The sequence below is a fragment of the Micrococcus sp. PSi08 genome (assembly GCF_054960655.1).
In genome coordinates this window covers 22,943-35,342 of sequence record NZ_JBHNYP010000019.1, presented here as the reverse complement: position 1 = coordinate 35,342, position 12,400 = coordinate 22,943, and the positions used below count along the sequence as shown (strand labels likewise).

At 71.9% G+C, this 12,400-nt stretch carries 13 protein-coding genes; 1 reads left to right on the top strand and 12 read right to left on the bottom strand.

Annotated elements, in window-relative coordinates:
• The first annotated feature begins 10 nt into the window (after positions 1 to 10).
• Entirely contained in the window at positions 11 to 580 is a 570-nt protein-coding gene (locus tag ACFI33_RS07995; protein WP_081339297.1) for a TetR/AcrR family transcriptional regulator, read from the top strand.
• Between the two features lie 171 nt (positions 581 to 751).
• Here ACFI33_RS07995 and ACFI33_RS07990 read toward each other — a convergent pair whose 3' ends face one another.
• From ACFI33_RS07990 to ACFI33_RS07935, 12 genes are all read right to left on the bottom strand, one after another.
• Positions 752 to 1,024 carry a hypothetical protein gene (locus ACFI33_RS07990; protein ID WP_069941611.1) on the bottom strand — a complete coding sequence of 91 codons (273 nt, stop codon included), beginning with the start codon at positions 1,022 to 1,024 and terminating at the stop codon, positions 752 to 754.
• Positions 1,021 to 1,734, bottom strand: a complete 714-nt coding sequence (locus ACFI33_RS07985; RefSeq protein ID WP_069941612.1) for a DUF4145 domain-containing protein — start codon at positions 1,732 to 1,734, stop codon at positions 1,021 to 1,023. The genes ACFI33_RS07990 and ACFI33_RS07985 overlap by 4 nt, the downstream gene beginning before the upstream one ends.
• Positions 1,735 to 1,743: 9 nt before the next feature.
• The gene (locus tag ACFI33_RS07980; protein WP_069941613.1) at positions 1,744 to 2,205 is read right to left on the bottom strand and encodes a hypothetical protein; all 462 of its coding nucleotides are present in this window, start codon (positions 2,203 to 2,205) and stop codon (positions 1,744 to 1,746) included.
• Positions 2,196 to 2,975 carry a hypothetical protein gene (locus tag ACFI33_RS07975; RefSeq protein WP_031943847.1) on the bottom strand — a complete coding sequence of 260 codons (780 nt, stop codon included), beginning with the start codon at positions 2,973 to 2,975 and terminating at the stop codon, positions 2,196 to 2,198. The genes ACFI33_RS07980 and ACFI33_RS07975 overlap by 10 nt, the downstream gene beginning before the upstream one ends.
• Positions 2,968 to 4,737: a hypothetical protein gene (locus tag ACFI33_RS07970; protein WP_069941614.1), complete on the bottom strand. Its 1,770-nt coding sequence runs from the start codon at positions 4,735 to 4,737 to the stop codon at positions 2,968 to 2,970. The genes ACFI33_RS07975 and ACFI33_RS07970 overlap by 8 nt, the downstream gene beginning before the upstream one ends.
• Before the next feature lie 45 nt (positions 4,738 to 4,782).
• The gene (locus ACFI33_RS07965) at positions 4,783 to 4,986 is read right to left on the bottom strand and encodes a hypothetical protein (protein WP_061867632.1); all 204 of its coding nucleotides are present in this window, start codon (positions 4,984 to 4,986) and stop codon (positions 4,783 to 4,785) included.
• Positions 4,976 to 5,824, bottom strand: a complete 849-nt coding sequence (locus ACFI33_RS07960) for a glutaredoxin domain-containing protein (RefSeq protein WP_462623922.1) — start codon at positions 5,822 to 5,824, stop codon at positions 4,976 to 4,978. The genes ACFI33_RS07965 and ACFI33_RS07960 overlap by 11 nt, the downstream gene beginning before the upstream one ends.
• Positions 5,825 to 5,920: 96 nt before the next feature.
• Complete coding sequence (locus tag ACFI33_RS07955) at positions 5,921 to 6,475, bottom strand: hypothetical protein (protein WP_069941616.1); 555 nt, start codon at positions 6,473 to 6,475, stop codon at positions 5,921 to 5,923.
• A gap of 4 nt (positions 6,476 to 6,479) precedes the next feature.
• Entirely contained in the window at positions 6,480 to 7,115 is a 636-nt protein-coding gene (locus tag ACFI33_RS07950; RefSeq protein WP_127434971.1) for a prepilin peptidase, read from the bottom strand.
• Positions 7,096 to 10,599 (bottom strand): hypothetical protein, encoded by a 3,504-nt coding sequence (locus ACFI33_RS07945; RefSeq protein ID WP_462623921.1) that lies wholly within the window; start codon positions 10,597 to 10,599, stop codon positions 7,096 to 7,098. Before ACFI33_RS07945 ends, ACFI33_RS07950 begins: the two co-directional genes overlap by 20 nt.
• A gap of 94 nt (positions 10,600 to 10,693) precedes the next feature.
• A complete protein-coding gene (locus ACFI33_RS07940) occupies positions 10,694 to 11,746 on the bottom strand; it encodes a hypothetical protein (RefSeq protein WP_069941619.1) in 1,053 nt (350 codons plus the stop codon).
• Positions 11,747 to 12,144: 398 nt separating this feature from the next.
• Positions 12,145 to 12,312 carry a hypothetical protein gene (locus ACFI33_RS07935; protein WP_031943856.1) on the bottom strand — a complete coding sequence of 56 codons (168 nt, stop codon included), beginning with the start codon at positions 12,310 to 12,312 and terminating at the stop codon, positions 12,145 to 12,147.
• Between the last annotated feature and the right edge of the window lie 88 nt (positions 12,313 to 12,400).

Genomic DNA, 12,400 nt, shown 5'->3' with positions numbered 1-12,400 from the left:
GGAGGGGCGCATGATGGTGCGTGAGAGCAAGAAGACCATGATCCTCGACGCCGCGATCCAAGTGATCGAGGAAGACGGGATCACAGCAGTCACGTTTGACTCTGTCGCGGCCGCTGCAGGGATCACCAGGGCCGGGATCATCTACCACTTCCCGTCACGAGACGACTTGATCGCTGCGATCCACCAGAGACTCGCTGATCGCTGGGAGCGGCAGTTAGAGATCGCCTGTGGAAAGCCGACCGCTGAGGCAACGCCGATGGAGCGCCTGACCGCCTACATACTCACTTGTTCGACAGCCGCCTCCCGCGCCGAGTTCCAGCTGATTCTCGACAGCCAGCACACCCAGCACAAGGCGATCTGGGAAGACCTCATCGACCGATGGACCGGACGTAGCGAACGAGACGAAGCTGAGCGCGACCAGATGACCTCGCTCGCCCTGCTCGCTGCTGACGGGCTCTGGGTCAACGACCTGATCGGAAGCAGGCCCATCTCACAGGACCACCGGAGTGAAACCGCAAAGCAGATCATCGCGCTACTCCAGAATGACGTCCATGAATCCGAGGCCAAGCCCAACGGGTAAGCGAGCCAGCGCGCGGTTGGAGAAGGCCGGATCGACGAATCCGTCGAGCGCGATGATGGGCAACCCTGTCAAGCAAGATCGCACCCTGGCACCTCTGTCCGGCAGCACCCAACTGGCTCTGACACATGCGCCTAGTGGGTATACCCGACTGGACGGTTTCTCAGACACACCCTAGCCGTGCGTGCGCCCGTAGGGGGCGCGCCAGGCCGATTCTTCTGCCCGAATGCGGGTGACCCACCCAGCGGGCACCCATGCCTGCAACCGTTCGGTGCTGGGCGCCTCCTCCCAGGCGATCAGCACATGGGTGCTCGACCAGCGGGCAGCCATCGCATCGACCCGTCCCCGGTCGGGGAGCATGACCCGCACGTAGGGGGCGTCCTGGTAGAGCGCGGAGTGGACCTCCTCGGGGCTGCGGAAGGCCGGCGGCTCGTAGACCGGGATCACGACGCCGCGCGCGGGCCGCGGGCGGCGTCGTGGCGGGCCTTGCGTGCCGCGCGCATGCTGGCCTTCTGGGCCGGCTGCTCGTAGAGGACGAAGGCGGCCTCCCAGAGCAGCTCGGCGACGTCGGCGATCTCCTCGGCGGCGTACTGCACGCCGACATGGATGCTGTCGTTGCCCACGAGGCGGGACTCGTGCAGGTCCTCCAGCAGCTCCGCGTCCAGCCGCGGGGTCAGGCTGTTGATCTTGGCCTTGAGGTCCCGGCCGGTGCCGCCCTGGTCCTCGACCATCTCCTCGGTGGCCGCGCGGTAGAGCACGCCAGCGGCGCGCAGAGCTCCCGCGCTCTCACACAGGCTGGCCTCCCGGTAGAGCGAGCGCATCTTCTCCGGCGCCTCCTCGGGCAGGTGGCGGACCGCGGCGAGCGGGTAGACCAGCGTGCGGGAGAGCCGGCGTGGCTCCGTGCCTTCATCCCACTGGTGCTCGGACCATGTGTCCATGACGGTGACAGGCTGCTCGCAGCGGTGGCACTGCATCACCACGATCTCTCGCGCCCCCGAGGTCGGCGGCGGAGAGTCGTTCGTCGGCGAGGGCCGGTACGGCTCCTCGTCGAGATGCGCGTACCTCGGGTAGATCTCAATGCGGGACTCAGGGTCCATGGCCGCGTAGGCCTGGCAGTGCGGGCAGACGCCGGCCATGTTCTCGAAGAGGTACTCCATGGCCGCAGTTTAGGAGCGGATCTGCGTGCCCTTCTCGCGCTGGGCCACACGGGCGCTGCGCAGGGCCCGGGGTCGCGGGGAGGTCTCGTGCTTGAAGGCCAAGTAGTCGACGACGTCGGCCTCGCACCAGAGCCGTCCGCGGGTGACCGGCTCGGGGAACTGGTGGTCGCGCTGGCGCAGGGAGCGGGCCGAGCGCTCGGCCACGCCCAGCAGCTCGTTGACCCGCGGCTCGGCGATCAGGCCGATCACGCGCGGGTCCAGGCCCGCCTCGTGCAGCTCGGTGGCCGCACTGGCCGCGCGGTTGCGCACGGCGGTGGTGGCCGTCTCGTAGGAATTGGCCCCAGCCGCGCGGGCGAGGATGTCCAGCAGTGCTGCGGGGGGCCGGTAGGGGCCCTGGTGGGCGTGGGGGTCCAGGGCCTCGCCCCACCGGCGTGCCGGCGGGGCCGGCTTCTCGTGCTGATTCATCCCCATCGGGTGCGTCCTCCTCGTCGTCCCCACCGGCGGGCGCCGGCCTCGTCCTGGGCCACGCGCTCCTCCTTGGAGCGCACGGCGTTGAAGCTGGTCACGGACAGCCCCACCAGCTGGCCCTGCGTGACGGCGTCGCGGGCGTAGCGGTCGCCCATCTGGGAGGCGATCCAGCCGCCCATGTCCCCGCCGTTGCGGTCGCGCACGTCGGAGACGACGTCGGCGGCCAGGTAGCCGCCCTTGGAGCCGACGTCGAAGGTGCGGGTGCGGCCGCCGCCGATGTCCACGGTGGCGCGGATGTGCACGCGCTTGTCCTGGTGGCGGGCGCCGCGGGCGACGTTGACGATGGACATGCGGGCCGCGTGCAGGCCGGCCCCGCGCTCGGGCGATCCGACGGTCTTGGGCAGCTGGATCCGCACGATGCGGTTGCCGTCGGGCAGGTGGGTGGTCGTGGTGGAGTGGCGGGTCAGGGAGGGCCCGCGCCGGGTGTCCTTGGGGACCACGGTGGGCTTCTTGGCACCTCGCTTGGCTCGCACGGGCACGATCTTGCCGGCGGCGTTGCGCCGACGTCGGGGTGCCTTGGAGACGGCGCCGGTCTCGTGTAGCTCGGTCAGCGCGTCCCGGTAGGACTCGCCCGAGGTCTCCCCGCGGGCGATCTTCTGCATCATGCGCGGGGAGCGGTTCATGGCCGCGCCGAGTTCGGCCCAGGTGAGTCCGTAGGCCGAGCGCACCCGGGTGACGAGCTCGGCGGGGCTCAGCTGTGCCGGGTCACTCACCGTCGGCCTCCTGCTCGTCGTCGCCGGGCAGGTAGTCCGTCCCGTCGACGGGGGCGGCCTGCATCTCGTATTCGGAGTAGGCGGCGTCCACGCCCAGGCGCGCGGCCTTGGCACGCAGCCTGTTGCGGGCGGTCTCGTCGGCGGGAATCTTCAGCGGTCCGGGGACGTAGCCCTGGAGGCGCATGCGTCCCACCCGGCCGTCATCGCCGCCGCCACGCTCCTCGGTCAGGGACCAAGCGGGGACCTCGGTGGTGTAGATCGCGTCGCCGCGCACGCCCAGCAGGGTGTGGGCCGGCACGTGCAGGGCCCCGCCCTGGAGGCCACCGGCCATGGGTCCGGAGAGCATGCGCGCCCGGGCCCGGCCCCAGACCTGCACGGCGAACTCGGGGTGGTAGTAGCGCTGAGCCTGGCCGTCGAAGCGCGGCTTGGTGGTCCAGATGAAGGCCTTGCCGTGCTGCTTGACGTCGGGGGCGTTGGCCGGGACCTCCTTGGGGTCGAAGGTGATGTGGGTCTGCACGCGCCCGCGGGCCGCGAAGTTGCCGATCGTGTTGATCAGGATCGAACGCAGTGCCGCGGAGACGGCGGTCTTGATGATCTCGTCCATCAGCGGGTCGCCGGCGACGGCGGCGCGAGCCTTGACCAGGTTGTCCTTCCAGGTGTCCAGCGGGCGTGCACGCACGCGCCGGTCGCGGTCGCGGGCGCCGGGGACATCGGTGGTGAACGCGACGGACTCGATGGGGTCCAGCTGCCAGCCGTGGCGGGCGGCGACGAAGAACTCGGCGGCGTCGATCCAGGCGCTCCCGGTGGCGCCGGGGCGGTTGGGCCAGTACCAGCCCTCGGAAGCCTTCTCGTGCTGGACGCCGATCAGGCCGATGTGGTCCCAGGTGTCGGGGACCTTGAACTGCACGTGCACGCGAGCGCGGGCGTAGGGGTTCTCCCGGAGCATGTCCGCGGTGTCGTCGCGGCGCAGCCGGTACCCGGGGCCGATGCCCAGCTCACTGCACATGGCTCCGTACATGAAGCGGCCGTCGACGTAGGCGAAGCCGTCGATCTTGGGGGTCTTCGCCGGGTCGTGCAGGGGGATGCAGTCCGGGTGAGTGTCCGAGGAGGATCCGGCCACGAGGTGCTCGACGTGGTGCTGGCCGGAGGTGCGGTGCAGCTCCTCGGCGATGTCCTCGGTCAGCGGGTACGGCTCGAGGTTCTTCGGCAGGGTCAGGGCCCAGAGGTTGGCGCCGGTGGCGGTGGGGCTGTCCATGAGCTTGGCTCCGCGGAAGTGCGCACCGATGATGCCTTCGGTGGCCTGCCAGGCCAGGCGGGCCTGATCCGGGCTCAGCGGGGCGTCGCCGAACCACCCGGAGACGAACTGCACCAGCATGCGCTTGCCGGTCTGGCGGTGCTCGAAACGGCCGGTGGCCGGGGAGCCGAGGTTGTGTCCTCCGTCGATCCAGCCGGGAGTCTGCACCAGCAGCCAGTGGCGCTTGCCCGGCGTGGCCACCGGGGTCTTGCCCGTGAAGAAGATCCGGTCCACACCGACGGCGGCCGCAGTGTCGAGCATGTCGGTGAGGTTCGGGTTCTTCCGACGGGGGCCGATCTTCGGCGGCACCGCCTGCCCGTTGTCCAACACGCCCCGGCCCGTGGTGTAGTCCGCCCACAGGTTCTTGCGGGCGGCGAGGTTGCGGTAGGCCACGGGGCGGAACGTGGTGGGGGTGTTGTCGCGCAGGCCAGCGCGCCCTCCGGGACGCTCGCGGTTGGAGTAGGCCATGGGGACCTCCGGTCGATCTGACAGTTAGGGCAACCCTACATTGCGCTAAGCCTCCTCGGTAGGGAGCAGGTCCAGCGCGTCGAGCTGGCCGGGCAGCACCGCAGGCGGGGACGTGTCGTGGAGATCGTCGGTGTCGCCGTCCGGGGTCGGTTGGCCGGCGTGGGCCAGCAGGGCGAGCTCGGCGGCCAGGGTGTGGGCGCCGCAGTGGCGGCTGCGGTGGCGGGCCAGGCGGCGACGGTCACCTGGCATGGGCCATCTCCGTCTCCAGGGAGCTGCGCCAGAGCGAGGTGTGCACCACGGTGGAGCCGGCGGCCATGGTCTGGCCCAGGTGGTGGGCGATGCCGCGGCAGGAGACGGACAGGTGGATGCCGACGGAGCGGCCCAGGCGGTGGATGCCCAGCAGGAGGTTCTCGGCGACGTCGGCCTCGTGTTCCCCGGCCGGGGCGAGGTCGGCCCAGCGCTGGCGCAGATGGGCGTAGTCGTCCAGGACGAGCACGATGGGCTGGAAGGGCTCGGGGTGCTCCTTGGCGAGGGAGGCGACCTCCACCAGGTGGTAGCGCTCGCGCATCAGCTCGCTGGCGGCACGGATGCGCTCGAGCTGGTCGCTGACGTCGGCGGTGACCACCTGCGCGTACCGATGGTCCTCGACCTTGTCCAGCTCCCCGGGCAGGCCCAGGCCCCAGGCCTGCCAGCCCACGGAGACCGCGGTCTCCATGATCCCGCGCTGGATCACGCTCTTGCCGCTGTCGCGGTCGCCGATGATCAGCAGGTGACCCTGGTGGGGGTCCCAGAGCACGTGCTCTCCGGCCTCGACGGGGCCCAGGTCGATCGTGGCCTGCATGTCGGCGGCCGGCGCGGCCTCTGGGGCCGGGGAGGCGTAGCGGTCGGGGAGGTAGCCGTGCCAGTGCTCCCCGGTGGCCTCGTCCACGGTGACCGGCGCGCTGGAGTAGCCCATCTTGCGCAGCTTCTCGACGGCCGCGGGGTCCTGGGAGACGTCGACGAGGGTGTGCGGGATCTTGTGGGCGCGCAGGTGGGCCTTCACGGTCATGCAGGGGCCGCAGCCGGGGCTGGTGTAGATCGTGTACATGGGTGCTCCTCGGTCAGGGAGATGGTCGGGGCCGTGGCCGGCCCTCACTTCCCATAAGGCCGGCATCCGGCGCTGATGTCCCTCCCCGTTCCGGGGTCAGCTTTCATGCGCCGGGTGCAGCAGCAACGCGTCGGCGGGGATCGTCGAGGTGTGCTCGAGGTGCCCGACCTCGAGGCCGGCGGCCAGCAGGGCCTGGACCGCGGGGTGGTCCTCGGCTAGGTCCTGGAGGAGGACCAGGGGGACGTGTCGCGGAGATGCGGGCGGCGCCGCTTCCTCGGCCGGCGCGGCCGGCAGCGGCGACTCCGTCGCACCATCCGCGGCGAGGGTGCCTTCTGGCTCGGCTTCTGGCGTGGGTTGTGGCGTGGAGTCCAGGCCGGCCTTCCGTTGCAGGCGGGCGAGGTCGGCGTGGCGGGCCGGGGGCAGCTTGGCGGTCTCGAGCAGCTCGAGGGCGCTGGTGAGTCCGGTGTGGTCGCCGCTGGCGAGCCAGGTGGCCACGATCAGGCCCACGCGACCGGCCTTGCCGGAGTCGTGGCCGGGGTCGCCGGGAACAGGGTGGGCCGCGGTGAGGTCGTCGAGCTGGGCGTGCTTGAGCCCGGCGGTGAGCAGGCCGGTCAGCGCACGGCGGTCGCGGGCGGAGAAGGTGCGGGGCACCTGGTCAGGATGCCAGGTAGCCCAGGACGGCGAGCAAGGCGAGCACGTGCCCGGCGACGAGGTACGGGGCCATGGGCACGCGGGTCTTGCGCTGGCCGCGCAGCAGGGCCGGGACCGCGCCGAACAGGGCGGCGAGCACGTAGCTGGCCAGGATGGCCAGCACCCAGGCACCGGGGCCGTGGACACCGGTGGCCAGGGCGGCCACGGTGACGAGCTTGACGTCGCCCATGCCGGTGCCGCCGATCAGGTGCATCACCATCAGCACGACGGCGGCGATCACGGTGACCACCAGCCCCTGGAGGGCCCAGGCGCCGTATCCGGTGACCAGCAGCCCCACCGCGGCGCCGAGGTTGATGGCGCCCAGGGCGGCCACGGCCCAGTTCGGGATGAGCCGGTGGGCCCGGTCCACGCGCGCCATGTAGATGCCCAGGCAGGCCAGGGCGATCAGGGCGAGCGCGGCGTGGACCATGAGCACGGGCAGCCCGGCGACCGCGGCGCCGGCGATGCCCAGCAGGGCAGCCAGGGCCCCGCCGGGGCCGATCAGGGTGCGCACCGTCCGCGGCGGCACCGTGTAGGGCGCCGGCGCGGGGTCGGTGGCCGCGGGGGACGTGTCGTGGAGATCAGGCGACACGGTAGCCATGGGCCCGCAGCTCCTCGATCAGGGCGGTGGTCTCCACCTCGGGCTCGAGGTCCTCCTCGAAGGACTCCAGGTAGGAGTAGAGCTTCTCGATCAGGCGGGTGACCTCGGTGTGGTTGCCGGCGGCGGCCTCGGTGACCAGAGCGTCGCGCCAGGCGGCCTCGTTGGCGGGGTCGATCGCGCGGCCGACGCGGGCGGCCAGCTGGGCGTGCTCGCGGTGGCCGGCGGCCAGGGAGCGGGCCACGAGCTCGTGGGCGGCGTCGCAGATGGTCTGGACCATCTCCTGGGCCAGGGTCTCGGTCCAGGCGACGTTGGAGGCTTTGGCGTGCTCGAAGGGCACTCCCCTCACCAGACGCATGGCGGCGACCAGGGCGGGGGTGGAGGCCTTCACGGGGTCATCGCCGATCAGGGACTGCACGACCTGCCAGTCGGTGAGCACGTCCTCGTGGACGCGGTAGCCCTCGCTGCCCACGGCGGGCAGGTAGGGGGTGCCGTCCGCGGCCTGGCCGAGCAGGCGGCGGGTCTGGCCGGTGAGCTTGTTGCGGTTGCTGGAGGCGGACTTGCCGTCGGAGCGCTGGGTGGGCCAGAACGCGGCGTGGACGGCCTCGGCGCTCGCGCCGGGGTGCAGGGCCAGGTAGGCGGCCAGGGCGACGCAGCGGGCGGTCTGGGTCGTCGAGACCTCGCCGGTGGCCGCGGTGACGGGGGCCTGGCCCTGGGCGCCGACGAGCTTGAGCTCGCCGAGCATCAGGATCATCGGGGCCTGGGTGGTGGCCTGCTCCAGCAGGTGTGCGGCGTCCAGGTCGATCTGCTTCTGCGGGTCGGTCGAGGCCAGCTGCTCGGGGGCGGCGTCCTTCTCGTCCTCGTCCTCCGCGGGGGACGTGTCGTGGAGATCGGTGGCCGCCTCCTGCTGCGCCGGCTCGGCGGTCGCGGCCGGCTCGGGCTCGGGCTCGGGCTCGGGCTCGGGCTCGGGCTCGGGCTCGGGCTCGGGCTCGGGCTCGGGGGCAGTCTCGGCGGGTCCTGCGGTCTCGGTGACTGCGACGACGGCCGGGGTCTGGTCCTGGGCCTCGGGGGTGATGTCCTCGGGCTCGGTCGGCACGGCGGCCGCCGCGGCCTGGTCCTGGCTCTCCTCGTCCTCGTCCTCGTCCATGGTGTCGTGCGGGGCGGGCGCAGGGGTCGGGGTGTGGCGGGCGGCCTGGGCGGCGAGCACGTCCTCCTCGTTCTCCTCGGCCGGATCGGTCTCGTCCTCGGCGGTCTCAGCGGCGGGGACCGCAGGCTCGGGGGTCAGGGGCAGGTCCTGGGTGTTCTCCTCCTCGTGGAGCATCTCCTCGAGATCGGCCACCGCGCTGAGGTGGGGGCGCTCGTCCAGGACGGTGTTGATGTCGATCGTGGCGGTCGTCCCACGGCCGGTGGAGCGGGGGTCCTCCAGGGCGGTGGCCAGCAGCTCCTTGATCCGCTCGCCCTCCTCGGGGGTGATCTTCTGCGGGCGCAGGTGCTGATTGACCGGGAGCAGGTCGGCGTGGTCCTCGTCCTCGAGGTTCAGGATCCAGTCGGAGGCCAGGGGGTTGGCGGTGGTGACCGCGGCGATGCCCAGCCGCGGGATGGCGCCGGCCAGGTCGGTGAGGCGACGAGCCTGGGCGGGGGTGGGCTCCAGGCCCAGCAGGACGATCTCGGGGCCGAAGGCCTCTTCCTGGTTGGCGGCGCGGGCCTGGTCGAGGGTGGCGGCGTCCTGCTCGTCGAGGGCGCGGCGGATGTCCTTGGCCTTGCCGTCGAGCTGGCCGATCAGCTGGTCCAGGTCGTCGATCTGGCGGACGCGGCCGTCGCTGACGACCTTGGCCAGGCCGTCGGCGACTCCGACGAGCGTGATGGTGACGTTCTCGGACCAGCTGGAGGTGGCCAGCTCCACGGCCATGGCATCGAGGACCTGGGTGGTCAGCTGGGGGTCGCCGTCGATGCCGAGGGTGCCCAGACGCTCGAGGTCGAGCAGGACCTGGGAGCGAGTGTCGTCCTGGCCGACGGTGACCAGCGAGGGGTAGGGGGCAGCGGGCAGGTCGGGGTCGATGTCGATGGAGCCGGAGGCCAGCGTCCAGACGACGCCGTCGTCGGTCTCGGCCACGAAGGGCTCGGGCAGCTGCGCGGGGGCCATGAGGTAGAGGGCGATCTGCTCGGGCGAGACGCGCACGAGGAACAGCTCAGGCAGGTCCTGGCCGTTCTCGTGGGCCCAACGGGCCAGCCAGCGCTGGACGACGTCGAGCTCCTCAGCCTGCTCGGGCTCGGCGACCACGCGCAGCTGGGTCTCCAGCTGCGCGGTCTGCTCCTCGGGCATGGGGACGGACTGGCCGGGCTGGCGGCGGCGGCGCTGGAGCTGGCGGCGCAGGCCGACGATGCCCAGCAGTCCGGCCGCGGCGAAGGCGCCGATGCCGCCGATAGTGGCCCATGCGGGGACCTCCTCCGGGGCAGCCTGCTCCTGGTGGGAGGACAGATCGGCGGGGGCCGGCGCGGTCTGCGTGAACGCGCCGCCGGGGACGGCGGAGGGGCCCTCCTGCTCGGCGGGGGCCGTGGAGGGTGCCGCAGACACGGCCTCGCCGGGCAGCGGGTGCTGCGCGTCCTGGGCCGGCGTGGAGTCCGAGGCGGCGCTCGGGGCGGCGGCCGCCTCGGGGGCCGGCGTGGCCGAGTCGTCGGCAGGGGCGGAGGGTTCGGCCGACGCCGATGCGGAGGGGGCCGCAGGAGCGGGGGCGGGCTGTTCGGCGGGCTGGCTCGGCGCCGCCGGTGCGGGGGCCGGCTGGGCGTCCGTGCCGGTCTGCGCCGGGGCGGGTGCCTGCTGGGAGGGGGACGGTGTCGCGGAGGTGGAGCCGGCGCCGGTGGGGCCGTCGGGCAGCTCCACGGTCCAGCCGGTCATGATGAGGTCGGGATCGGTGAGGGTCTGGCCGTCGGCCTGGGGCGTGGAGCGCATCTGCTCGGCGAGCTCGCCCCACCGGCTGCCCTGGCCCAGCTCGTCCCGGGCGATGCCCCAGAGCGTGTCTCCCTCCTGCACGGTGTAGGTCCGCTCCCCCGCGGCGGCCGGGGTGTCCTGGGTGGTCTGGCCCTCCTGGGCCATGGCGACGGCGGCGGGAGCGGAGGCGGTGTCCTGTGGGGTCAGGGCGAGGGCGGGGCTGCCACCGCCGAGAGCGAGCACGGCGGCGATCAGCGCGCCGGCCAGGGCCTGCTGCGGGCGCAGCGCTCCGCCCAGGTTGGGGGTCTCGACGCGGCGGATGAGGCTGATCACCTCGACCACGAGCGAGTAGACGAAGGAGGCCCAGAAGCCCCACGCGATCAGGGGCAGCACGGTGCCCATCAGGAACGTGCCGCCGAAGTCGATGCCGGTCAGGGCCTGCTGGAGCTCGGCAGTGCTGGGGATGGGGTTGCCGACCAGCAGGATCAGGGCGGCGGGGATGCCGACCACCAGGGCGGTCAGGGCCAGCAGGGCCGCAAGGCCTTTAAGGGTGCGCATGGGGCGTGTCTCCGCTCGCGTGGGTAGAGGTCTTCACGGGGTAGAAGGCTGGGGCGGTCCCCCGATGTCCCTTCTAAGTTGATCTGAGGTCAGTTTAGGCGGTGAGGTGGGCCGCCTCAAGGCTGTCACGCTCCGCGCCACCTTGCCGGAACAGCATCCGCATGGCCGCCAGGGCCGCGATTCGAGCCGGAGACTCCACTCCCGCGGCCGCCGCGCGCGCTCGCGCATCCGCCTGGCGATCCCGGTGCATCGCCTCGCGCGCCGCCTCCGCCCGCTCACGAGCTCGGGCAGAGGCTGAGGCGAGCACGAGCCCGCCGGGGTCCTTCCAGTGCTCCAGGCGCCACCGCAGGTAGCCGCGAGCTCGAGCGGTGTCCTGGCCGGCGTCCAGGCTGTGGAGCCGGTGCGCGCCCTGGGGGGTGTGGTCCAGGGCGTGGAGAAGGTCGGCCGGGGTCCAGCCGGCCTCGAGGAAGGGACGGATCAGCGAGCGGACGTCCCGGGCCGAGAGCACGCGCAGACCCAGAGCGCGATCCTGGACGGTGCGGGCGGCGGCCAGCTGCTGACGACGGGTGGCCACTGCGCGGTTGCAGGGCCAGAGCTCGACGAGTCCGCGGTCGCGCGCGTGCGTGGTTCCTCTACGAGTTCTAGTAAGTGAATCCTCTAGCGAGGAAGGGTGCCAGTTTTTCTCCACAGCCCCACGGATCCGACGCTGACCTGCACGCTCCCGTGCTTCGGCCGCGGCGTCGGCACGGTGCCTGGCGAGGATCTTCTCCACGTCCAGGTGGGCGGTGCAGCACAGCACGTAGACCGCCGCCTCGTTGATCCGCTTGCCACGCTCGTCCGGGGTCGCGTAGGCGGCAGAGCGTCCGGCGGCGACGCGTCCGATCACCCCGTGTCGCATCAGCCAGGCGATGGCCGCGGTCACCGTCGAGGCGCTCCGGCCGATCATCTTCGCCAGGCGCTTGTGCCCGGGACGGGAGATCATCTTCGACCAGTCCGCGCAGGCCGCCAGCGCACCCACCAGAGATTCCATCAGCCGCCGACGGATCCGGGAGAGGTCCTGCCAGGCAGGTAGTGCCCGCAGGGCGGGAACGGCGTCGCCCAGGTGCTCCAGACGCCGGGAGCCGGCGGGCACCGCGGCCAAGATCACGTCGATGTCGCCCTCCCGGGCACGCGAGGGCCGGCGCCAGTTCTGACGACACGGATTCGTGATCCGACCCCGCACGGGCCGGGCTGGTTTCTGGCGATGGCGCAGCAGTCGGGCGAGGGTGGACTCCCCCAGGCACGGCGCCGAGGACACGGCCGACGGGAGGGGGGACGTGTCGCGGAGAGGGATTTTGGGTAGACTTGGGCACGACAAGAGCGACGTACCTCCTTCCAGGGAGGGACAGAGCCGGATCCCTTGGCGGGGATCCACCCGAGATCGAGAGCTTCACTGGCGAGTGAGAAGCAGCTCTCGAACAACTGAAATCTTCAGACAGGCACCCTTGGCGGGGTGCTAGTCGCAAGAAGGCGGTTCCGTTGGCGCGGGGCCGCCTTCTTGCATGCTCAGGCGATCTTCACGTCGAAGGCCTCCTGTCCGTTCGACTCGGGGACCTCGTTGGCGTCGAGGTCGGCCAGGATCAGGGATGCGACATAGTCGGTGACGGTCTCGCCCCGGTAGTCCACGCGGGCGTGCAGTTTCTGCTCGTAGGACCGGGGGAGCTTGGTGGTCACGCTGAAGCGGTCTCCCTTGGACGGGCGACCGCCAGTGCGCCTGGTGGGGCGAGGGTTCGACGAGGGCGTGCGCATGGTCACAGAGTAT